Here is a 22514-nt window from a genome sequence, read left to right on the forward strand (position 1 = left end):
CGAGAGCGATGTCGCGGCCTCAGGGAGGGCCGCCGCGTTTTTGTCACCGATCGAGGGCGGCTTCCTCACATTCGACCTCGACGAATTTTTCGGCGGCGCGCTTGAAGGCTTCGTTGGCGTCGCCTTGGTTCTGCGGCGGCGCCTGAACCGGGGCGTTTTGAGCGCGGGTGTCGGTGGCGTGTTTCAGGAACAGGCGCATGACATGCGACACGCCGTTCTCGGTGACGTTGCGCAGATCCCCGGCATAGTAGGCGCCGCGATTGAAGGCGCCGGTGATGATCTCGTAGGACGGGAAATAGTGGACGTTGGCGTGGCCCTCGTCGAGGGTCTGGGCGGCGACGCGCAGCACCGATTTGGAATAGGTGGTGGCCGACAGCACGTGCTGATCGGGCGCCGCGGTCGCCATCAGCGGCACCGGCGAGACGGTGAGAACGATCTCGGCCTTGGGGTTGACCCGCTTCAGATAGGCGATGACCGCCTCCATGTCGGCGACGACATCGGCGACCGGCTGGTTGTAGAATTCGTAGCGCTCGGGGTCGAAGGTTCCGCCCTCGACGCCCGGGCAGAGCGGGAAGACGGCGCCATCGGCCTTTGAGCGCCAGCATTCGGTCAGGCCGAGGGTGAAGACGAAGACGTCGAGGGATTGGAACATCGCGCGCACGATCGCCAGATGCTGGGCGCGATCGGCCATCATCTCCTCGACGGAGACGAAATTGCCGGGCTGGATGGCGGGGCGGAACGGATCGCGGACGGTGCCGTCGGGATCGATCCATGCGGCCTCGCTGGGGGTGAACTCCCCTTCCGCCCGTTCGATCAGCTGGCGGAGCTGGCGGGCGGTGTAGACATTGCCGTATCGCGCCGAGAAGGTGCCGTAATTGTTGGCCCTGCGGATGGGCTCGGGAATGATCGGATGGCCGTCTTCGGCGACGTAGTAGAGGAAGCCGGACTTCTGCAGATGCCGGGCGATATGCTGGGCAAAGCAGCTGCCGGCGGTGGCGACCCGGGTCTGCGGCCCGATCTTGAGATCGAAGCCGGTGACGGGATCAACCTCGCTCGCGGCCGGCTTGGCGACGGACCGCTTCCAGAAGGCGGTATCGGGAAGATGGCGATAGGGATGGTCCGTCTTGGCTATGGCGAATCCTTTGAATTCGTGATTGCGTTCAACTCGGCGAGCAGCTGCTGAATGACGAAAGCGCCATAGCCTGCATTGGCTTAGCTGGCGTCCGACCCGTAACAACCCGGCGCCAGAAACCCGTCGGAATCTTGCGCCTCTTTGGGGCCGAACAGGAACTGTTGCGCTCGATTCCGCCAACAGCTGCTCGACCACGAGACCACCGTAGGCGACATTTGCGTGGCTGGAGTCTCGGCCGTAATAGGCCGGCTCCAGAAACCCGTCCGCATTTCGCGTACCCTCCGGATTGGGCAGGAACTTGACGCCGATCTCCGCGCAAAATTCGGTGAGGGTCCGCTGTTGCAACTCCCACAACTTGAGCCGCACCGGCGCCGGCGTCACGCCGACATTCTCGATGCCGGCCTCGCGGAACGGTGTCTCGGCACCGCGCAGGATATGGTCCTCGTCCGCCTTCGGCGCCGGCGCTGCCAGGCAGAATGTCGGGGCCCGAGAATGCTGGATGAAACTCTGCATCAGCTCGCCATAATATCCCTGCCGCAGAAGGTCGCGCAGGTAGGAATATATCATCGACGAAGGGAGGATCTCGGACGATTGGTCGGTCGGCGCTTGCGCCATGCCGGGAACCTGGATGTCGAAGGCGCGCGGATGCTGCATCAGGCCGATCGTATTATATTGATTGCCACGTAGGGCGAGGACGAGTGCATCGGCCGGGGTCAAGCGCCCAATGGCTTTGCGAATATCTTCCACCGCGACATATTCATCCATAAAGGCCTTGTCTGACCTGGCGGGTCGCATCAGTGTGAACTTGGTACCGTTCACGACATTCTGGTGATTTCTGAGCGCAGCGCGGATCGCGTAGATATGGCTATCGCCAACGATCAGAATGTTTTTGCCCTGCATGGTCTTCCTTGATTTTCCGACCCCGCGGGTCTCACGATTCAGAGCCGTCGAACCGTAGCCGGTCATATTTCGATTCCGCAGATTTTCGGTTGGATGATGTCTGCTGCGGGACTGTATGTCGGCGGTGAAACGATCACTGCAATTGTTCAAGCATGCCTTTATTGCCAGTGCCGCACGTCTGAATGAGCGCTGAGCGGATGCCCTCGCATTTTGCCTTGCATCGAGTTTTGGGCTGATGTTCGAGCCGGAAGACAGCAACGTCCGGGCCTTTGGGCTGTGAGGAAACATGACAAGCCAAGCTTCGAGATTCGGCGCGGTCCTCGCCCGGCGTCGCTCGTCCCTGAGCACGGCCATCAGATCATGGGCAAAACGGCTCGCGGGTAAAGCGGTCTTCTCGCAACGAGCCGCCTTCGGCGAGCATGCCGTGTCGACCAGCAACGTCCCCATGCCCTCGTTTCACCGATCGAGGGCGGCTTCCTCGCATTCGACCTCGACGAATTTTTCGGCGGCGCGCTTGAAGGCTTCGTTGGCGTCGTCTTTGTCCTGCGGCGGCGCCTGAACCGGGGCGTTTTGAGCGCGGGTGTCGGTGGCGTGTTTCAGGAACAGGCGCATGACATGCGACACGCCGTTCTCGGTGACGTTGCGCAGATCCTCGGCATAGTAGGCGCCGCGATTGAAGGCGCCGGTGATGATCTCGTAGGACGGGAAATAGTGGACGTTGGCGTGGCCCTGGTCGAGGGTCTGGGCGGCGACGCGCAGGACCGATTTGGAATAGGTGGTGGCCGACAGCACGTGCTGATCGGGCGCCGCGGTCGCCATCAGCGGCACCGGCGAGACGGTGAGAACGATCTCGGCCTTGGGGTTGACCCGTTTCAGATAGGCGATGACCGCCTCCATGTCGGCGACGACATCGGCGACCGGCTGGTTGTAGAATTCGTAGCGCTCGGGGTCGAAGGTTCCGCCCTCGACGCCCGGGCAGAGCGGGAAGACGGCGCCGTCGGCCTTTGAGCGCCAGCACTCGGTCAGGCCGAGGGTGAAGACGAAGACGTCGAGGGATTGGAACATCGCGCGCACGATCGCCAGGTGCTGGGCGCGATCGGCCAGCATCTCCTCGACGGAGACGAAATTGCCGGGCTGGATGGCGGGGCGGAACGGATCGCGGACGGTGCCGTCGGGATCGATCCAGGGGGCCTCGCTGGGGGTGAACGCCCCTTCCGCCCGTTCGATCAGCTGGCGGAGCTGGCGGGCGGTGTAGACATTGCCGTATCGCGCCGAGAAGGTGCCGTAATTGTTGGCCCTGCGGATGGGCTCGGGAATGATCGGATGGCCGTCTTCGGCGACGTAGTAGAGGAAGCCGGACTTCTGCAGATGCCGGGCGATATGCTGGGCAAAGCAGCTGCCGGCGGTGGCGACCCGGGTCTGCGGCCCGATCTTGAGATCGAAGCCGGTGACGGGATCAACCTCGCTCGCAGCCGGCTTGGCGACGGACCGCTTCCAGAAGGCGGTGTCGGGAAGATGGCGATAGGGATGGTCCGTCTTGGTCATCAGTTCCCTTTGGGAGCATGCGATTGCGTTCAACTCGGCGAGCAGCTGCTGAATGACGAAAGCGCCATAGCCTGCATTGGCATGGCTGGCGTCGGGCGCGTAGTAGATCGGTGCCAGAAACCCGTCTGCATTTCGCGTACCCTCCGGATTGGGCAGGAACTTGACGCCGATCTCCGCGCAGAACTCGGCGAGGGTCCGCTGTTGCAACTCCCACAACTTGAGCCGCACCGGCGCCGGCGTCACGCCGACATTCTCGATGCCGGCCTCACGGAACGACGGCTCGGCGCCGCGCAGAATATGGTCCTCGTTCGCCTTCGGCGCCGGCGCTGCCAGGCAGAATGTCGGGGCTTGGCTGCGCGTCGCGAGATCCTGCATCAATCGACCGTATCCTTGTCGCAGAAGGTCGCGCAGGTAGGAATATATCATCGACGAGGGAAGGATCTCGGACGATTGGTCGGCCGGCGCTTGCGCCATGTCCGGAACCTGGACGTCGAAGGGGCGCGGATGCTGCATCAGGGCGAGTGAGTTATAGTGGTTGCCACGCAGGGCGAGGACGAGCGCATCGATCGGGGTCAAGCGCGCAATGGCTTTGCGAATATCTTCCACCGCGACATGGTCGCCTGCCGTGCTGCTATCCGGCTTGACCGGTCCCATCAGCGTGAAACTGACGCCGTTTACGACATTCTGGTGATTTTCGAGCGCGGCGCGGATCGCGTAGATATGGCTATCGCCAACAACCAGTATATTTCCACCCTGCATATTTTATCTCTTGATTTTTCGGGATATTTTCTCGCAGCTCCTTAATTTTTTTACTGCTTAAAATCTATAATCATTTGCATCGATATTTATTTCTCTCGCCTTATTAAATGTCGATAGCTGCCAATTTCCACAGAATTTAGGGCATCACGTCTGGATATGCTTCCAATCTCGCGAGGCAATCCTTCTATTATAGTCGATTTAGGATCGCGCGGGGAACCCACCTCATTTGGCCATTTGGACGCACGGGCTGTGCCGCCAAGCGGTCTTGTTTCCGCTTCGAAGGTCGGTCGGATTCTCGGAATTGTTGATCGTACCTTAATACAGAGGGCGGCGAATTAATCCCGAGCGGATCTGAAAAGGCCCGCTGCGCCTGGCATCGTGCGGCGTTGCGGCCGCACGCCATCGCCCCTTTCAGCTATCCATTTTCAGGGCGGCGATGAAGGCTTCCTGGGGGATTTCGACCTTGCCGAACTGGCGCATGCGCTTTTTGCCTTCCTTCTGTTTTTCCAGAAGTTTGCGTTTGCGCGTCGCGTCGCCGCCGTAGCACTTGGCGGTGACGTCCTTACGCAACGCCGAAATGGTTTCGCGGGCGATCACCTTGCCGCCGATCGCCGCTTGGATCGGGATTTTGAAGAGGTGCTGGGGAATCAGCTCTTTCAGCTTTTCGCACATCGCCCGGCCGCGCCGCTCCGCCTGCGAGCGGTGGACCAGCATCGACAGGGCGTCGACCGGCTCGGCATTGACGAGGATGCTCATCTTCACGAGGTCGCCCTCGCGATAGTCCGTCATCTGATAGTCGAAACTGGCATAGCCCTTGGAGATCGATTTCAGCCGATCGTAAAAATCGAACACCACTTCGTTGAGCGGCAGCTCATAGGCGACCATCGCCCGCTTGCCGACATAGGAGAGATCGGTTTGCACACCGCGCCGCTCCTGGCAGAGCTGCAAAATGTTGCCAAGATAGTCGTCGGGCGTCAGAATCGTCGCCTTGATCCACGGCTCTTCGATATGATCGATCCGCACCACGTCCGGCATGTCGGCCGGATTGTGCAGCTGGGTCACCGTGCCGTCGGTGAGGCGAATATCGTAGACCACCGAGGGGGCGGTGGCGATCAGGTCGAGGTCGAACTCGCGCGACAGCCGCTCCTGGATGATTTCCAGATGGAGGAGGCCGAGAAAGCCGCAGCGAAAGCCGAAGCCGAGGGCGGCCGAGGATTCCATCTCGAAGGAGAAGCTCGCGTCATTCAGCCGGAGCTTGCCCATGGCGGCGCGCAGATCGTCGAAATCGGCCGCATCGACCGGGAAGAGGCCACAGAACACCACCGGCTGAGCCGGCTTGAAGCCCGGCAGCATCGCGGCGGTCTGCCGCTTGTCCTCGGTGATGGTGTCGCCGACGCGGGTGTCGGCAACCTCCTTGATCGAAGCGGTGATGAAGCCGAGCTCGCCCGGACCGAGCGCTTCGACCTGGACCATCTTGGGGGTGAAGACGCCGACCCGGTCCACCGGATATTTGGCGTCCGTGCCCATCATGCGGATGGTCTGGCCCTTTTTCAATTCGCCGTCGATGATCCGCACCAGGACGATGACGCCGAGATAGGCGTCGTACCAGCTGTCGACCAGCATCGCCTTCAACGGCGCGGCGCGGTCGCCCTCCTTCGGGGCCGGCAGGCGGGTGACGATCGCTTCGAGGACGTCATCGATGCCAAGGCCGGATTTGGCGGAAATCATCACCGCCTCGGAGGCGTCGAGGCCGATCACCTCCTCGATCTGCTCCTTGACCTTGTCGGGCTCGGCCGCTGGCAGGTCGATCTTATTCAGAACCGGCACGATCTCGAGATCGTTGTCGAGGGCGAGATAGACATTGGCGAGGGTCTGTGCCTCGACGCCCTGGGCGGCGTCGACGACGAGCAGCGCGCCCTCGCAGGCCGACAGCGAGCGCGACACCTCATAGGCGAAGTCGACATGGCCGGGCGTGTCGATCAGGTTGAGAACGTAAGTTTCACCGTCCCTGGCGACGTAGTGCAGGCGGACGGTCTGGGCCTTGATGGTGATGCCGCGCTCGCGCTCGATATCCATCGAGTCGAGCACCTGATCCTTCATTTCGCGGGTGTCGAGGCCCCCGGTGTTCTGGATCAGGCGGTCGGCAAGGGTCGACTTCCCGTGGTCGATATGGGCGACGATCGAGAAGTTGCGGATGCGCGAAAGCGGCGTGTTTGCGGGCATGGTGCTCATGGTCCGCGATATAAAGAGAGTTAACCTGTCTTGGAAGCGTCAGAATTCGCGTTAGGGGGGAGATTTTGCCGCAAAATTTGACCGCCGGGTGCCCGGTCACTGCACAAAATGACGGGGCGGGCGCATTCGACCGGTGGCTGAGACGGACGATGAAGGCCGTGGATTGCCGCTGGAGGTGCGCCGGCGGCCGCGATACGGCTTGATCGCCGCGCCCGGCTCAGCGCACGGCAAGCGCTGCGCGGGCCGTTGCCGACTGGCGGTGATGGGTGTGGCAGATGGCAATGGCCAGCGCGTCGGCGGCGTCGTCCGTTTCGAAATGCGCCTTCGGCATCAGCACCTTGACCATCATATGGATCTGCTTCTTTTCGCCGTGGCCGACGCCGATCACCGCCTTCTTCACCGCGTTCGGCGCATATTCGGCGACCGGCAGGCCGGCGAGCGCCGGCACCAGAAGCGCGATCCCGCGGGCCTGGCCGAGTTTCAGCGTGGCCACCGCGTCCTTGTTGACGAAGGTCTGTTCGACAGCGGCTTCGTCCGGCCGATGGCCATGGATGACCGCCGAGAGGCCCTCATGCAGTTGGCAAAGGCGTGAGGCGAGGTCGGCCTTGGCATCGGAGGTCACGGTGCCGCTGGCGACGAAGCGTAGCGAATTGCCGAGGGTCTCGACGATCCCCCAGCCGGTGCGGCGCAACCCCGGATCAATCCCGATGATGCGGATCGGAACCTCCATCAGCATCTGTACCAGCCTCTCTCTACCCGAATCGTCGCCGATTGGACAGACGAAACGTGAACAAAAGGGAAATGGGGCGATGCGTCTGAAGGGATGCACGAGGCGGGACGTGTCGACGCCGTTTCGCTGATGCTTGGCTTGCTCGTGAAGCCGAAGAAGGCGGTGCGATCTGATGGACCTTGTTCTACGACTGCAGGGGGCCCTTTCGGCTTGTCAGCAGCGCGTCGCCGGCGGCCTTACAGCCTCGCTTGGCCCAGTATCCGGCAATCAGGCGAAAGGCATGGTCTTCGCCGAGCGGATGCGCTTTCGAAATGCGAGACAGGGGCGCTTGGACCGTCTGCAAACAGCCGTCGCGCAGCCTGGCATTCCACTCCGGGACAAGCAGGGCGATGTCTTCGACAAGCGATTTGTCGGCGCTCGCAAAGATGTCGCCGATATTCGACCAGTCTTTTTGAATCTGCGGGGCGTCCGCCATGCTCTGGTCTGGCATCTTCAGGTCTGGAAATGCCAAATTCATTTGTTTCACATAATCGCGGCTGGCATGTGCCGCAAGCGCGGCAGCCTCGGCACATAATTTCGGTTTGGTTCCAAATAATACTGGCTGATTCAAATTGACAAAGAAATTGAATAAATGGCCGCGTGCATCGGAGAAATGCTGGGGATTTTTCGCCGAATCTCGATTGATCTTTTGGAGGACCATGATTTGCTCGGCGGACAGGGAGGTGTTGTCGCGATTGTTCGGCAGCGTCAGCCCGTCGAGGTCGAACAAATCGCGGATCACCGTCTCGAAATCGCGGACAACGCTGTGATCGGGAAAGCGGGAGGGGTCAAAGAGGCGAACATCGAGCGAGGCGACGCGCGCTTCCCTCTGCCACGCTTGAAGCATGCTCAAAGTATCCCTGTTCGGGCGGCTGGGAGGCTCAACGGTGTGAACCGTCTTCAGGCGCTGTTGCTGGGCCGACAGATATCTGGAGACGGGCGGTCGGACATAGGCGATGACGTCGATCCGCTTCACGCTCGGCATGGCGTCTAGAAACAGGTCGAGTACGCGCGACGGATCCGATCGGATGAACGTCTCGGCCGAAAGGATTGCACGGCCGAATTTCGGGGACTCGCGTTGGATGTCCGCCATCAATGCGAACTGGCTCGGTTTGAGATCCTCGGAGTCCAGCTTTCCGATTGTTTCTCCGATCAGGACGATCGATCGACTGTGACCGCCGCCGCGGCGATGGGCACGATAGAGGATATCCTTCGCTGCAAGCTCGTGTGCGTGGTCATAGAGCGACGTTTGAATGGATGTGCTGCCGCATTTCGCATCCCCGATGTGGATGACGAGATGATGGACCATTCATCTCTCCAGTGCGAAGTTAAATTTTTCGACGGCCGGCCGTTTGACGCTGCTGAGATGCCGAGTGGGACAAAGCGGAATCTGGATTTTAAACGATAATTTTATCAACGATTTCATGATATTCCGTAGAGTCTGATAGGAATTTTCAGCGGATCAAATCTCTCTGAGATAACGATTGGTCTGTGATAATCGAGGATTGTCATTGATTCTGATCTGTCGGTCAAGTTGTAGATTGAAAATCCTTGCGGAATTTTGTGATATATATTTGATATAATTGGAAAAATAGACGAAGTATTCTGCTTTTGTTCCGCGGTCTCCATCGGGGGTTTGGCGTCTGCCGCTGCGGAGGACATGACGTGTTCCTCTCGCGCCTTTGGGATGAGGGCCAACATGGCGTTTCCGGGGGGGGGTCTTCAGGATTTGGCGTGCGGTGGCGCCGTGACGGTTGACGCCCTTGGTCGGACTGCGGGTAACAAGCCGGGTCAGGCAGAAGGCGACACAAGCGGCGGACAATCCTGCCAGCGACGCGTAAGCGTCTGGCCGTGACCGCCGCCGCGGCCTTCGTGTTCTCAAAATCAGAACGCAAGTTGCAAATTTTGCCGCTTGTCAGAACGCGACGTCTTGCGCAGGCTGATCAAAATGGCGGCGATACGATCAACTGGCGCATTTTTGTGCGGTGCAAAAGGATTGTGGAATGCACAGAACTCTTCCGTTCCAGCATCTCGTGCTTCACGCGCTCGTCGTCGTGATCGTCATGATTGCCGAGGCAATCGGCATCCTCAAAATTCCGATTGGCTTCGGCGCAGTGATCCTTCTGCCGATCCTTTACGCTTTCGCGATGGGGATCGCCATCAATCCGGCGATCTTCAAGGCGACCGGAAAATTGCTGAAGGCGCCGGGGACGAAGCTCGCCGGAACCATGATCACGATTGCGATCATGCCGTTCATCGCCAAATTTGGAACCACCGTCGGACCGAAGATCGCAGAGGTCGCCGCCGCCGGGCCGGCGTTGATCCTTCAGGAGCTTGGCAATCTCGGCACGATCTTCATTGCCTTTCCTCTCGCGGTCTTCGTCTTCGGGATGGGGCGAGAAGCGATCGGCGCAAGCTACTCCATCGATCGCGAGCCCAATCTGGCCGTGATCGCTGACAAATACGGGCTGAACAGCCCCGAGGGCGCTGGCGCCATGGGCGTCTACGCCACCGGCACCTTGATCGGCACCTTCGTCTTCGCCTTGCTGCCGCCTCTCATCCATTCCTTGGGGCTGTTCGATGTGCGGGCCCTGGCCATGTCCTGCGGCGTCGGTTCCGGCAGCATGCTGGCCGCCTGCACCGGCGGTCTCGTTGGCGTGGTTCCCGATCAGAAGGAGGCGATCTTGGCACTGGCGGCCGCCAGCAACATCCTCACCTATGCCACCGGTCTTTATGCCGCGGTCTTCCTGGCGCTTCCGCTGACCGAATGGCTCTACAAGACATCGCGTCCCGGCACGGCGTCGGGCGATCTCGTGAAAGGAGCGGCGAAATGAGCGACGGCCACAACGCCCCGACCCGCCTGGCTGCCGACGGGCCCGACATCGACCTGAAGGAAGAGGGCACGAGCGACATCTCTCGCGACGCCCTGCTGCTGCTCATCGCGTGCATCATCGGCTTAATTTCCAACTGGGTCGGTCACGGCATCACGCCGCTGGACGCCCTTGCGGGGATGGCCATTCTTTACGCTACATCCGTCGGCGGGCTGGCGCTTGCGCGCTATGTCGGCCTCGGCCTGCCGAGCGTCGCGTGGGTCTCGCTCATCGCGATCCTTCTGACCATTCCGGGTGTGCCGGGCTCGGCCTATGTGGTCGGCGCGGTCGGCAAGCTGGATTTTTTGTCGTTGGCAACGCCGGCGCTCGCCTATGGCGGCCTCGCTCTGACCAGCAAAGAGTTCGCGATCGCCCGAAGCTCCGGCTGGAAAATCGTGCTCGTCGCCATTTGCGTGATGCTCGGCACCTATCTCGGTTCCGCCGTGATTGCACAACTGGTTCTCAGCATCACCGGCTGATGTCGGCTCAATTGGCGTCGCTGACATGAAGCCGATGTTGGACAACAAGGCGCTCCGCAGCTTTGTCGCCGTCGCGAAAAGCGGATCCATCCGCGGCGGCGCGGAGCTTCTTGCGATCGCGCCGTCAGCCGTCAGTCGCCACGTTGCTGAACTCGAATACCAGCTCGGCGTCCCGCTTCTCGATCGCAGCACCACCGGCGTCTCGCTCACCGAAAGCGGTGAATTCGTCTTGGAGCATGCGCGGCGGATCCTCACCGATCTCCAGTTGCTTGACGAGCAGATCGCGCGGCTGAAATCGATCGATGTCGCCACCGTGCACACCGCCTGCGGGGAGGGCTTCGTCGCCGATTTCGTCGGCACCGGACTGCAAGCCTTTAAGGCGACGAATCCGGCGATCAGGCATGTGGTGACGACGGGAAGCACCGAGGCGATCACCGCCGCGGTGATCGCGGGGGAGGCGGATGTCGGCATCGTCTACAATCCCATCGAGGACGCGCGCATCCGCGTTCTCGCCATGGCTCGCCAGCCGCTTTGCGTGGTCGCGCCTCACGGCCATGAAATCCTCGATCGCGCGCCCGTCGCCCTCGCCGATTGCGTCGATCTTCCCTGCGCGATGCTGTCGAAGGGGCACGGGATCCGTCAGTTGCTGGGGCAGGTCACCCTGGCGTCGGGGCGGCCGATCGTTCCGGTGCTCGAGACGCGGTCCATCGACGCCCTTCGTCAGTTCGTCGTCGCCGGCATGGGGGTGACATTTCTGCCGCGCTTCGCGGTCTCCCACGAGGCGATGGCCGGCACCGTCGGATTGCGGGAGCTTGATGATCCGCTGCTGTCGCAGGCCAATGCCCATCTCATGGTCCGCGCCCATCGCCGGCTGCCCGGCTCGGTGGCGGCGCTGATCGAAACCCTGGCCGCGACAATGTCGGCCTTCATCCCGTCGGACCGGCCGGCCCGCACCGGGCCTTTCGCCTGATGCCGACCTTTCGGCGGCCCGGCGATTGCGAATTTGTCGGCACCAGCCGGTCTTTCTGGCGCTCAACGAAAGCTTTCGGAGACAGATATGACAACACAATCGGACGGTCCGATCGGGATCGTCGGCCTGGGCAGCATGGGCATCGGGATGGCGACGTCGCTTCATGCCGCCGGCTGCGAGATCATCGCCCACGACATCGGCGAGGCGCGCCGTGCCCTTGCCAAAGAGGCCGGCATCACAGTTGTGGCCGATGTCGGCGCGATCTTTGAGGCAAGCCGATGTATTGTGCTTTCGCTTCCGAACGGGGCGATCGTCTCACGGCTGGTGAAGGACAATCTTTCCCGCTTGAAGAGGGCGGCGGGCGGAAAGATCGTGATTGTCGACACCTCGACCTCGGATCCAGAGACGAGCCGGGAGCTGTCCGCCGTGCTGGCGGATCTTGGCCATGGCTTCCTGGACGCTCCGGTCAGCGGCGGACCGGCGGGAGCCGCTTCAGGCAAGCTGACGATGATGATCGGCGGCCGCGCCGAGGATCTCGACGTGGCGCGAGCGATCATCGACAGTCTGTGCGCAAGCGTGCTCCATGTCGGGCCGAGCGGAGCGGGAAACGTCGCCAAGCTGGTCAACAATCTCCTCGTCGCGGCGCATATGATCACGACGCGGGAGGGGCTGCGCCTTGCCGAGGCGGCCGGCGTTGATGCCGCCTCGGTGCTTAAGGTTCTCAACAGCGCCTCGGGCGGCAGCGTCCTCAGCAAGATTCATTTCCCCACCTGGGTCATGCCGGCGACATTCGACAGCGGCTTTTCGACCGCATTGATGCGCAAGGACATTGGTCTTGCCTTGAAAATGGCCGAGGCGGCGGCAGCCGACCTCCCCTTGGCGCAAGAGGTGGCGCGGATGTGGACGGACGAGCCGGGCCTGACCGACGAGATCGATTTTACCCGGATGGGTGATTTTCGCGGTGCGGCGACTGCGCAAGAGGAGAGCGCCAAATGACGATTGACAGCACCAGTGCCGGACAAGGAGCCCGGATCGCCGATCTTTTGAAGAGCTTTTTGCCACAGGCGATCATCGGAAGTTTCGTCGACGGACGCATGATCGAGGGCACCGGCGAAACGCTTGAACTCACCGATCCCTCCAGCGGACAGGTCTTTGCATCCTACCGCGATGCTGGCGCGCCGGTGGTCGATGAGGCGATGAGCGCCGCCGAGGCCGCGCGTGCCGAATGGATGGCAATGACGGCGTCGGATCGGGGCCGGGCAATGTTCGCCGTAGCGCGCCGTCTGCGCGAACACGCCGCCGAGATCGCCGAACTCGAATGCCGCTCGGCTGGCCGGCCGATTCGGGACGTGCGCGGTGAAGCGGGGCGTGTCGCCGACATGTTCGACTACTATGGCGGCTGGTGCGACAAGCTTCACGGCGAGGTCATTCCGGTTCCCTCGAGCCACATGAACTACACCCGCCGCGAGCCTCTTGGCGTCGTCGTCCAGATCACGCCATGGAACGCGCCGCTTTTCACCGCCGGTTGGCAAATCGCGCCGGCGATCGCCGCCGGCAACGGCGTCGTCATCAAGCCGTCCGAGCTGACGCCTCTTTCGACGATCGTGCTCGCCGTTCTGTGCGAGGCGGCCGGCATTCCGAAAGGGCTCGTCAACGTCGTCGCGGGTGCCGGCTTAACCTCCGGCCGGGCCGCGGTGCGCCATCGCAAAACCGCTCTGGTGGTCTTTGTCGGTTCCGAGGCGGCCGGTTCGGCGATCGCGGCGGATGCGGCATTGAACGTGACGCCCTGCATTCTGGAGCTTGGCGGCAAGTCCGGGAACATTGTGTTCGACGACGCTGAACTCGATCGTGCCGTGATGGGCGCGCAGGCCGCAATCTTCGGGGCGGCGGGGCAAAGCTGCGTGGCCGGATCGCGTTTGCTCGTCCAGCGGTCTCTGCACAAGCGCTTCTTGGAGAAATACGCCCACGCGGCCGCGCGCATTGCCGTCGGCTCGCCGATGGATGAGTCGACGCATGTCGGCCCCATCAACAATCGGCGGCAGTGGCAAAAGATCGACGAACTCGTTCAGGGCAGCAGGGCCGAAGGCGGAACGATCGTCGCCGGCGGATGCCGGCCGCAGCACCTTGAGGCGACGGGGGGCTTCTATTACGCCCCGACGATTGTCGACGGGGTGTCGCCCGACGCGCGCATTGCGACCAGCGAGGTCTTCGGTCCGGTGGTGACGGTCATACCGTTTGACGACGAGGACGAGGCGGTGGCCTTGGCGAACAGCACGCCCTATGGTCTGGCTGGCGCCGTATGGACATCCGATGTCGGGCGAGCCCATCGCGTCGCCGCTGGCGTGCGGGCCGGCACTTTCTGGATCAACAGCTACAAGACCATCAACGTGATGTCGCCATTTGGCGGGTTTGGTCGGAGCGGTTACGGGCGCTCCAGCGGCCAGGAGGCGCTGATGGCCTACACCCAGACCAAGAGCGTCTGGGTGGAAACCGCCAGGCAGCCCTCTTTTGCCTTCGGCTACGGCGGACCGTCGTGATCAATAGGGCCACTCTGTCTGCCTGCCGCCGGCGACCGGCAGACAGAGTGGCCCGACAGATCGGCGTCTGCGCACCCTTTGCGGAGAAGGCGGGCGAAAGGCGGCTCAGACTGCAACCTTGTGCCGGGACTCGCGCGACGGCTGCTGCTGGCGCAGGCGTTCCAGTGTGTGCAACGCTCGCTCCAGGGTCGCCCGGTCGGCGGCGCCGTTGAGGCAGATCCGCACCGCATCGCCGGGATCGAGCGACGAGACCTCGAAAACCGCCAGCGGAATCACGCCGACACCCCGGTCCTCCGCCGCCTTGGTGAAGGCGCTGGACGTCCATCCGACAGGCAGTTTCAGGGTCGCGTAGAGGGCTTCGCGCCGGGTGATCAGGCTCGTGGCGGGAATGATGTCGGCAACAAGGGCCTGGCGCGCGCGCGCCTCGTCGCGGACGGCAGCGATCACCCGGTCGATCGACGCAGAGGCAAGCAGCCGCGCGACATGCTCGGCGGCAATCGCCGAGGCCATCAACGTGGTCGCGCGCAAGGCGACGCCGAGGGCGTGGGCGGCTGAGCGCGGCATACCCAACAGCCCGACACGCAGACCGGGTCCGATGATCTTCGAAAAACTGGTGACGTAGACGCTGCGTTCCGGATCGAGCGCGGCGAACGGGGTTGCGGGCTCATCCAGCATAAAGTTCCAGACATCGTCCTCGACGATCATCACGTCGTGGCGGCGACAGATTTCAAGGATTTCATGCCGACGGGACAGCGACATGACGGCCGTTGTCGGGTTGTGCAGCGTCGGCGTACAGAACAGCACCTTCGCACCGGTCCGGCGGCATAGCGTGTCCAGATGATCGGGCATGAGACCTTCGCGGTCCATGCGGATGCCGACCAGCGCCCGTCCCATCATGCTGGCCGCCGATTTCAGCCCGTAGAAGGCGAGCTCCTCGGTCATCACGATGTCGCCCGGCCGGCTGAGAGCCGCCATCGCAAGAACGAGGCCATGCTGGCCGCCACAGCTGATCATGACATCGTCCGCCGTGTAGTTGAGGCCGAAGCGATTGAGCCACGCGGCGCCGATGGTGCGGTGCGCCGGCAATCCGGCGTCAATCTGTCGGGCAAGCAGCGACGGAACGTCGATCGCGCCGCCCCAATCTTGCATGATATCCGCCGCCGCTGGGTGCACGGGCGCCTGGTCGGGAAAGCTGTGCGACAGATCGACGAACGGGGCGCGATGGGAGTGATCCCACAGCGAGCGCGGTCCGTCCGACGCCTCGCTATGTTTGATGAAGCTGCCCCGTCCGACCTCGGCGGAGATCAAGCCCGCTGCCTGCATGGTGGAATAGGCGCGCCCAACGGTGCCGATGTTGACTGCCAGGTGCCGTGCGAGATCGCGCTGCGCCGGGAGCCGATCGCCGGGCTTCAGGCTGCCGTTGTCCAGCGCGAGATCGATTGCCTTGACGATCGCCAGATAACGTGGGCCGGCCATTGCGGCGATCGGCGCGGTCCAGTCCAATCGCTCCGGCGCCAATCCCGTCGAGGACTGAGAAGGCTTCTGAATTGTCATGGTCATTGTCACGGAGGATGGGGATCATGGGTCAATTCTTTGGCATATTGTCCGATTATCATCCATCAGCATAGGCTCATCGTAAAAAATTTGCCTGATTGTCTTGGTTTTGCGTACATGGCCAATTGGCCCGTACCTTGCAATGATCGGGGCAAGGGTCTGTCGAAGGATTTCATGATGTCGTCACCGCTCAACGAGGCCAATTTGGGACCGCTCTTCCATATGATCACCGGCGGGCCGAAGCCGGTCGCCCCGTTTAGCCACGCGGTGGAAAGCGATGGTCTGATTTTCGTGACCGGTCAGATGCCGGATTCCCCCGAGCACCCCGGTGTTCTGCCGGATGGCATCGCGGCGCAGACGCGAAACGTCATGGCCAATCTGCAGCTTGTCCTCGAAGGTCTCGGTCTCGGTTTTGAGCATGTGCTGATGGCGCGGGCCTATCTGACGCATTTTGCCGAAGATTATGCCGTCTTCAACGCGACCTATCAGACCTATTTCGATCCGGCCCGGCGCCCGGCGCGCACCTGTATCGGGGTGACCGATCTTGCTTATCAGGCTCGGATCGAGATTGATCTTTTTGCTCGTCGACCCGCCGAATTGAGCAGTCGATAGGGCCGCGTTTGCGGCATCGCCGGTGTAACCGGCAAGCGCTTAGGATAACCCATTCGTCCCCCATTTTCCTCTCTCAGCCCAGCCTATGGAGAACACGCATGACGTCGTTGCGAATGAAGCCGTTTCAAGCCCAATTGCGGGCCTTTGCCGCCTCTGTCTTTGCCATTCTGGCGACGGCCGGCGCCGTTCATGCAGCCAGCCTGAAGGAGATCAAGGCCAAGGGCGTCATGACGGTCGCGACAGAGGACAATTATAAGCCGTTCGAATACATTCAGGACGGCACGCCCAAGGGGCTCGATCACGCGCTTCTGGCGCTGCTGCGAAAGCAATCGACCTTCAAGATCGAGCAGCAGATCATTCCCTGGACCGGCCTGTTGCCGGGTGTCGTGTCGGGCAAATACGATGTCGCTCTGACCGCCGCCGTCATCACGCCGGAGCGTGTGCAGAACCTCGACTTCACCATGCCGATCGCCGAGGCCACGCAGTATTACGTGGTCCGTGCCGACGAAACGGACATCAAGGATGTCGCCGATCTTTCGGGCAAGACGGTGGGTGTACAGGCCGGCGGTGCGTCTTACGCGGCGCTTGACGATCTTAAGGCGATGCTTGCCAAGACCGGCGGCAAGCTCGGGACGGTCAAGCAATACACTTCGTTTCCGGAAGCCTATCAGGATCTCGCCAACGGGCGGCTCGACTACGTCATCAACGGCGTCGTCAACCTGACCAGCCTGACCCACGAACAGCCGGATCGCTTCAAGCTGGGAAAGGCGGTGGCAAAACCCGCCTACGCCGCCTGGGCGGTCGCCAAGGGCAACACGGATCTGCTGAATTATCTCGACGATTTCATGCTGAAGGCCCGCAAGGACGGTTCGCTCTACAAACTGCAGAAGACCTGGCTCGGTACGACCTTCGAAAACATGCCGGACACCCCGACCGTGAAATAACCAAGCCCGAAACGCGACGGGGGAGGGCGACAGCCCTCCTCCTCTTTCGTTCCACTCCGTGACGTAGCCGAGAATGACCCTCGCCGCCTTCCTGACACTGATTACCGGTGCTTTGACGACCGCAGCGCTCTCCTTTTCTGGGATCGCCATGGGGGTTCCCCTCGGTCTCGTCCTGGCGCTGGTGCGTTGGCTGCGGGTGCCGCTCCTCAGCGCGGTCGTCGCCGTCTATGTCAGCCTGGTTCGCGCGACCCCCATCGTCACCTTCGCGCTGTTCATCTTTTTCGTCCTGCCCAGTTTTGGAATCGAACTCGCGCCGGTTCCCGCCGCCATCCTGACACTCACCCTCAACACCGCCGCCTTCAACTGCGAAATCTGGCGCGGTGCCCTCGAAATCTTCCCGCGGGATCAGATCGAGGCGGCGCGTGCGCACGGGATGACCACGCCGCTTCTCTTCCGGCGGATCATCTTGCCGCAACTCTGGCGCTCCAGCATCGGCCCGTTGACCAGCGAGATGACCATCCTGCTCAAAGGCACACCGGCCGTCGCGGTCATCGGTGTCGTCGAAATCACCCGCGCCGCAAGCCGGATCGGCGCCGAGACCTACCGGCCGCTGCCGCCCTTCTTGACGGCGGCTGTGATCTACACGCTGCTGATCGTCGTCATCGTTGCCGGCCAGCGACTGGTCGAGCGGCGGATCGCCCGGCTTTATGGGTATGCCGTATGATGGCCGGGCTCGCCATCGTCTGGTCCCAGCGCGATCTGGTGTTGTCAGGATTCTACAATACCGTTCTCCTGACACTCGCTTGCCTGGCGATCAGCCTGCCGCTGGGCGTGCTCGGTGCGGTGTTCCTCCTCGAGGCGCCGAACCGGCTGCGGAGAATCTGCGCGGCTTTCGTCGACCTGTTGCGTTGCGTGCCGTTTTTGCTCCTTGCCTATGTCGTCTATTACGGCCTGCCCGAGCTCGGACTGCGTTTCGAGGCCTGGGGAGCGGGTCTGATCACCTTGGTTATCTACAACACGGCCTATCTGATCGAGATCTTCCGCTCCGCCGGGATGGTTCTGCCGCGGGAAGAGCTGGAAGCCGCCCGCGCCTTCGGCTTGACGACGCCGCTGATCTATCGCCGCATTGTGCTGCCCCAGATCGCGTTGTCGGCTGCGCCGGTCGTCGGCAATCAGGTCATCGTCATGATCAAGGACAGCGCGCTCCTGATGATCATTACCGTCCAGGAACTCACCTTCGCGGCGAATTTCCTCAGCACCAACTATTTCACGCCTTTCGCCCCATTCGCCGTGGCCATGCTGCTCTACTGGAGCTTGTGCCTCATCGTCGAACTGGTGGTCGGGCGCCTCATTCGATTGCGGAGATCACGTCATGGATGACCAGACTCTGCCGGCGGTCTCGGCTTCCCGGATCTGCAAGCAGTTCAATGGAATCGAGATTCTGCGCGACGTTTCGCTCGAGGTGCAGACCAGCGAGACGGTCTGTGTCATCGGCCCGAGCGGGTCGGGAAAGTCGACCTTCCTGCGCTGCCTCAATTGGTTGGAAGTGCCGGATTCGGGTGCGGTTCGCATCGGCGGCAGGCCCTTCGGCGTCGTGCCGCTTTCCGGCGGCGGAACCCGGCCGATGTCAAAGACGGAGCTGGCGGCGGCGCGTACCCGTATCAGCATGGTGTTCCAGCATTTCGCGCTGTGGCCGCATCTGACCGTGCTCGGTAACGTGGTCGAGGCCCCCATTCATGTCCTCAAACGGCCGCGTGCCGAGGCCTTGGAGGAAGGCCGGCGACTGCTCGACCGGGTGGGGCTCGGCCATAAGGCCGACGTGTTTCCGCATACGCTTTCGGGCGGTCAGAAACAGCGTGTCGCGATCAGCAGAGCACTCGCCATGCGACCCGAGGTGCTGCTGTTCGATGAACCGACAAGTGCGCTCGATCCGGAAATGGTTGGCGAGGTGCTGGCCGTCATCCGCGATTTGGCGGCGGAAGGCATGACCATGATCGTCGTCACGCACGAGATGGGGTTTGCCCGCGAGGCGGCCGATCGGATCGTGTTCATCGATGGCGGTCAGATCATCGAGGTCGGTGAGCCTGAGGCGTTCTTCGAACGTCCGGCGACGGAACGAGCACGGCGCTTCATAGCGAGGTATATGAAATGACTGAGGATTCCATCAACCCGGCGAACGATGTCGCGCTTCGGCGCATCCACGACGCCGAGCCTGTTCTGACTGCCGTGGTGCGGGCCTCGGACGCTCTCGGGCTCGGCGATCGCGAGCTTGGACATGCCGGGCCGCCGTTCAAGAGCCCCGCAGCGATCCCCTGGCTGGTCTTAAGCGCGCTGAGCGGGGCGGTCGTTCATGAAGGCTGGGCGGACGATACCGAGCGGGCGCGGGAGATGATCCTGGCCGGTGCTATCCGCCTTCGGGCCAATCACGATCTTGGAACGGTCTCCCCGATGGCGGGGGTGGTGCGGCCGAGCCAGATGGTGATGCGGGTTGAAAATCGCAACGGGTCCGGTGTCACCTACGCAACGCTCGCTGAGGCCGGCCGACAGGCCATGCGGTTCGGCGTCTATAATGCGCAGGTGGCGGCGGGGCTGCGTTGGCTCGACGACACGCTTGCACCGGCGCTCGCCGCTGCCCTGCCTGTCGACGGTTTGCCGGTTCTGCCGCTGATTGCCGACGGCGTCGCGCTCGGCGATGACGTCCACCAGCGCAACATCGGCGGCATGATGGCCTTGATCCGCGCCCTTCCTTCGCTCCAGAACGAATATCGATCCTGGCTCTTCGCCAATCCGCAGCATTTTCTCAATTACGCCATGGCCGCGGTCAAGCTGGCCCTTGACCAGGCGGAGGGGGTCGCAGGCTCGAGCCTCGTAACCGCGATCACCCGCAATGGCGTCGAATGCGGCATCCGAGTCGCCGGAACTGGTCGCCGGTGGTTCACCGCCCCGGCCAGCATTCCGGCTGGCGGCTGGTTCGAGCCGTTTGGTGCCGAAGATGCCCAGGCCGATCTCGGCGATAGCGCCATCGTCGAGGCCTATGGTCTCGGCGGCGCGATCGCGCACGCCTCGCCGGAAATCGCCCGGGCCATGGAACGATCCTGGTCGGAGGCGACACAGGCGGGACAGGCGATGCGCGGTCTGTATATTGCAGCTAATCCGGTGATTGCGCCCGCCCTGTGCGGCGCGGCGGGCGTGGGGCTCGGGCTGGATGCCGCGCGCGTCGTCCAGGAGGGCCTGCCGATCCGCATCCATACCGGCATCGGCCACAAGGATGGGCAAAGCGGCTGGATCGGCGTCGGCGTCGCGGAAGCGCCGGTCGCCTGCTTCTCTGAGGCCGTGCGCGCGCTCGGCGAAATGCGGTGAGTGTCGTGGAGACGATCAAAGACGCACCACTTCGTCTCGTCGTGATCGGCGGCGGGTTCACCGGCGCCACACTCGTCGTTCATGCCATCGCCGCGACGCGGCGGGCGCTCGCCGTCACCGTCATCGAACCGGCGGCCGAAGTGGGGCGTGGCACCGCCTACGGCACTGACGATCAAGCTCACAGGATCAACGTGCCGAGCGACATCATGACGATTCGCAAGGACAATCCGGGCGAGGCGACCAGTTGGTGTCTTGCCCGAGGCATCCTGCCGGACCCTGAGAGCGACGACGGAACCGGCCAGTATTACATTCCGCGTCGGGTCTACGGCAGCTTCATCATCGACGTCTTGCGCCAGACGGTCGCCGACGCCGGACCTAGGGTCAGATACCGGCATGTTGAGGACGCGGCAACGCGTGTCGTGCGCGCTGACGGCTCCTGGCAGGTGACGACGGCCGGCGGCGAAACCGTTCCGGCAGATCTCGTTGCCTTCTGTTTCGGCCATGCGGCGCCGGCCGCACCCTGTGCGATCTCCGATACGGTCGCCAGGCAGGAGAAATTCGTCGCCAATCCCTGGGCGAAGGACGCCTTTGCCGCCATCGAGGCCGATGACGATGTGCTGATCGTCGGTACCGGACTGACCATGGCCGACGTGGTTATGAGCCTGCGCACGACGGGGCGCGACGGACCGATCACCGCGATCTCCCGGCGGGCGTTGCTGCCCCGTCCGCAGGGTCTGTTTCTGAGCAAGATCGGCAGGACGATCGATCTGTTTGGGGGCGAAAATCCGCCGCGAACGGCTCTCGGCCTTCTCAGGCTGATGCGCCGCCTTGTTCGCGAAAGCGATCCCGAGCTCGGCTGGCAGCCGATCGTCGATCAGTTGCGCGCGGTGCTGCCGGATGTCTGGAACGGTCTGCCGATCCGGGAACAGCGCCAGGTGCTGCGTCGGCTATTGCCCTATTGGGATGTCCACCGCTTCCGCATCGCGCCGACGATCAGCGCCGCGCTTGACCGGGAGCGCGAGTCGGGCCGGCTGGCGATCGCCAAAGCAGGGCTCGCGGCTCTGAGCTTTAAAGCGGAAGACGGCCGCTTCACCGCGACGTTGAAAGCCGGCGGGGGGATGATCGAACAACACCAATTCGATGCCGTCGTCCTGTGTACCGGTCCGGACCGCAACCTCGCCAATCACGCGCTGGTCTCGGCCTTGCTCGCCGATGGCGTCGCCGCGCTCGACGGACTTGGACTGGGTCTTGCCGTCGACCGATCGAGCCGGATCCTGGACATGGCGGGCCAGCCCACGAAAGGGCTGTTCGCATTCGGCCCCATCACGCGGCCGAGCTTCGGCGAGATGACCGGAGCCCCCGACATCGCCGCCCATATCGAGGCGACCATCCACCACCTTTTCCATGACCATCCAGCCCACTGAGAGAGCAAAAACGTGTCCAGCAAGCTTCACCACGTCGTCGCCAATGCCAGCCCGCCGCCGCCGTCTTCCTTCTATTCCCATGCCGTTGAAGCGGATGGCTGGCTTTATGTGACGGGTCAGCTGCCGACCAATCCGGATGATCCAGAGGCGCCGCTCGTCGATGGGATCGAGGCACAGAGCGAAATGTGCTTCACCAATATCCATCGGATTTTGAAACATGCCGGCTACGGCTTGGAGGACACCGTCTTCATCCGCATCTTCCTGCGGGAGTTCGATCGCGATTTTGCCGGCTTCAACACGGTGTTCGTCAAACATTTTCCCCAGGATCGGGCATTGCCGAGCCGCACCACGGTCGGGGTCGCGGCTCTCGGTCGCCAGGCGTTGGTGGAGATCGATCTGGTTTGCTTCAAACGGTGAGGCAAAACGC

Annotated in this window: 19 protein-coding genes; 13 read left to right on the forward strand and 6 right to left on the reverse strand. The window is 62.6% G+C overall.

Annotation, left to right across the window (positions count from 1 at the left end; translation table 11 throughout):
* Window positions 1–43: 43 nt before the first annotated feature.
* From J1C48_RS08060 to J1C48_RS08080, 5 genes are all read right to left on the reverse strand, one after another.
* Complete coding sequence (locus tag J1C48_RS08060) at window positions 44–2032, reverse strand: GSCFA domain-containing protein (RefSeq protein WP_231081726.1); 1989 nt, start codon at window positions 2030–2032, stop codon at window positions 44–46.
* A 456-nt stretch (window positions 2033–2488) separates the two neighbouring features.
* Window positions 2489–4336, reverse strand: a complete 1848-nt coding sequence (locus J1C48_RS18910) for a GSCFA domain-containing protein (protein ID WP_246753839.1) — start codon at window positions 4334–4336, stop codon at window positions 2489–2491.
* Between the two features lie 411 nt (window positions 4337–4747).
* Window positions 4748–6559, reverse strand: coding sequence for a translation elongation factor 4 (lepA, locus tag J1C48_RS08070; protein ID WP_207257314.1), 1812 nt, complete (start codon window positions 6557–6559; stop codon window positions 4748–4750).
* Between the two features lie 226 nt (window positions 6560–6785).
* Window positions 6786–7298, reverse strand: coding sequence for a crossover junction endodeoxyribonuclease RuvC (gene ruvC / locus J1C48_RS08075; RefSeq protein ID WP_207257384.1), 513 nt, complete (start codon window positions 7296–7298; stop codon window positions 6786–6788).
* 184 nt (window positions 7299–7482) lie between these two features.
* Window positions 7483–8646, reverse strand: coding sequence for a hypothetical protein (locus J1C48_RS08080; RefSeq protein ID WP_207257315.1), 1164 nt, complete (start codon window positions 8644–8646; stop codon window positions 7483–7485).
* 694 nt (window positions 8647–9340) lie between these two features.
* Here J1C48_RS08080 and J1C48_RS08085 point away from each other — a divergent pair.
* The 5 genes from J1C48_RS08085 (at window position 9341) to J1C48_RS08105 (ending at window position 14193) form a co-directional block, all read left to right on the forward strand.
* The gene (locus tag J1C48_RS08085; RefSeq protein WP_207257316.1) at window positions 9341–10171 is read left to right on the forward strand and encodes a DUF3100 domain-containing protein; all 831 of its coding nucleotides are present in this window, start codon (window positions 9341–9343) and stop codon (window positions 10169–10171) included.
* Complete coding sequence (locus J1C48_RS08090; protein ID WP_231081873.1) at window positions 10168–10686, forward strand: hypothetical protein; 519 nt, start codon at window positions 10168–10170, stop codon at window positions 10684–10686. Before J1C48_RS08085 ends, J1C48_RS08090 begins: the two co-directional genes overlap by 4 nt.
* Window positions 10687–10711: 25 nt before the next feature.
* On the forward strand, window positions 10712–11656 hold the full coding sequence (locus J1C48_RS08095) for a LysR family transcriptional regulator (protein WP_231081874.1): 945 nt from the start codon (window positions 10712–10714) through the stop codon (window positions 11654–11656).
* An 87-nt stretch (window positions 11657–11743) separates the two neighbouring features.
* Window positions 11744–12652, forward strand: coding sequence for an NAD(P)-dependent oxidoreductase (locus J1C48_RS08100; protein WP_207257317.1), 909 nt, complete (start codon window positions 11744–11746; stop codon window positions 12650–12652).
* On the forward strand, window positions 12649–14193 hold the full coding sequence (locus J1C48_RS08105; protein WP_207257318.1) for an aldehyde dehydrogenase family protein: 1545 nt from the start codon (window positions 12649–12651) through the stop codon (window positions 14191–14193). Before J1C48_RS08100 ends, J1C48_RS08105 begins: the two co-directional genes overlap by 4 nt.
* Window positions 14194–14298: 105 nt before the next feature.
* Here the strand turns inward: J1C48_RS08105 and J1C48_RS08110 are convergent, their stop codons facing one another.
* Window positions 14299–15753, reverse strand: coding sequence for an aminotransferase-like domain-containing protein (locus tag J1C48_RS08110; RefSeq protein ID WP_343217687.1), 1455 nt, complete (start codon window positions 15751–15753; stop codon window positions 14299–14301).
* 216 nt (window positions 15754–15969) lie between these two features.
* On the opposite strand from J1C48_RS08110, the gene J1C48_RS08115 reads away from it, so the two are divergent.
* The 8 genes from J1C48_RS08115 to J1C48_RS08150 all read left to right on the forward strand — a co-directional run bounded on the left by J1C48_RS08115 (window position 15970) and on the right by J1C48_RS08150 (window position 22504).
* Window positions 15970–16359 carry a RidA family protein gene (locus J1C48_RS08115; RefSeq protein WP_207257387.1) on the forward strand — a complete coding sequence of 130 codons (390 nt, stop codon included), beginning with the start codon at window positions 15970–15972 and terminating at the stop codon, window positions 16357–16359.
* Between the two features lie 98 nt (window positions 16360–16457).
* Window positions 16458–17303, forward strand: a complete 846-nt coding sequence (locus J1C48_RS08120; RefSeq protein WP_207257320.1) for a transporter substrate-binding domain-containing protein — start codon at window positions 16458–16460, stop codon at window positions 17301–17303.
* A gap of 73 nt (window positions 17304–17376) precedes the next feature.
* Window positions 17377–18027, forward strand: coding sequence for an amino acid ABC transporter permease (locus tag J1C48_RS08125; protein ID WP_207257321.1), 651 nt, complete (start codon window positions 17377–17379; stop codon window positions 18025–18027).
* Window positions 18024–18683 (forward strand): amino acid ABC transporter permease, encoded by a 660-nt coding sequence (locus tag J1C48_RS08130; RefSeq protein ID WP_207257322.1) that lies wholly within the window; start codon window positions 18024–18026, stop codon window positions 18681–18683. Before J1C48_RS08125 ends, J1C48_RS08130 begins: the two co-directional genes overlap by 4 nt.
* Window positions 18676–19455 carry an amino acid ABC transporter ATP-binding protein gene (locus J1C48_RS08135; protein ID WP_207257323.1) on the forward strand — a complete coding sequence of 260 codons (780 nt, stop codon included), beginning with the start codon at window positions 18676–18678 and terminating at the stop codon, window positions 19453–19455. Before J1C48_RS08130 ends, J1C48_RS08135 begins: the two co-directional genes overlap by 8 nt.
* Window positions 19452–20663, forward strand: coding sequence for an oxamate carbamoyltransferase subunit AllG family protein (locus J1C48_RS08140; protein ID WP_207257324.1), 1212 nt, complete (start codon window positions 19452–19454; stop codon window positions 20661–20663). Before J1C48_RS08135 ends, J1C48_RS08140 begins: the two co-directional genes overlap by 4 nt.
* Before the next feature lie 5 nt (window positions 20664–20668).
* Complete coding sequence (locus tag J1C48_RS08145) at window positions 20669–22087, forward strand: FAD/NAD(P)-binding protein (RefSeq protein ID WP_207257325.1); 1419 nt, start codon at window positions 20669–20671, stop codon at window positions 22085–22087.
* Window positions 22088–22099: 12 nt separating this feature from the next.
* The gene (locus J1C48_RS08150; RefSeq protein ID WP_207257326.1) at window positions 22100–22504 is read left to right on the forward strand and encodes a Rid family hydrolase; all 405 of its coding nucleotides are present in this window, start codon (window positions 22100–22102) and stop codon (window positions 22502–22504) included.
* Window positions 22505–22514 lie beyond the last annotated feature (10 nt).

The organism is Jiella flava (assembly GCF_017349315.1).
Lineage (GTDB): Bacteria > Pseudomonadota > Alphaproteobacteria > Rhizobiales > Rhizobiaceae > Jiella > Jiella flava.